The 203-nt window shown below is 55.7% G+C and carries 1 rRNA gene; it reads right to left on the bottom strand.

The annotated features are described in order from the left end of the window. Nucleotides 1-86, bottom strand: a 5S ribosomal RNA gene (gene rrf / locus OO63_RS41210); the annotation flags it as partial. Nucleotides 87-203: the final 117 nt, after the last annotated feature.

Genomic DNA, 203 nt, shown 5'->3' with positions numbered 1-203 from the left:
CCCCCTGCAGTACCATCGGCGCTGTAAGGCTTAGCTTCCGGGTTCGGAATGTAACCGGGCGTTTCCCTCACGCTATGACCACCGAAACACTATGAAACTATTCAACCGCACCACGCCGTGACCATGGCATGGGGTTGTTCGTGGTTTCAGAACCAACACAGTGGACGCGAGCAACTGAGGACAAGCCCTCGGCCTATTAGTAC

The sequence above is a fragment of the Streptomyces alboflavus genome, from assembly GCF_000716675.1.
Taxonomy (GTDB): Bacteria; Actinomycetota; Actinomycetes; order Streptomycetales; family Streptomycetaceae; genus Streptomyces; species Streptomyces alboflavus.
The sequence above is the reverse complement of the archived record's forward strand: the minus strand, read 5'-3'. Positions and strand labels throughout refer to the sequence as shown.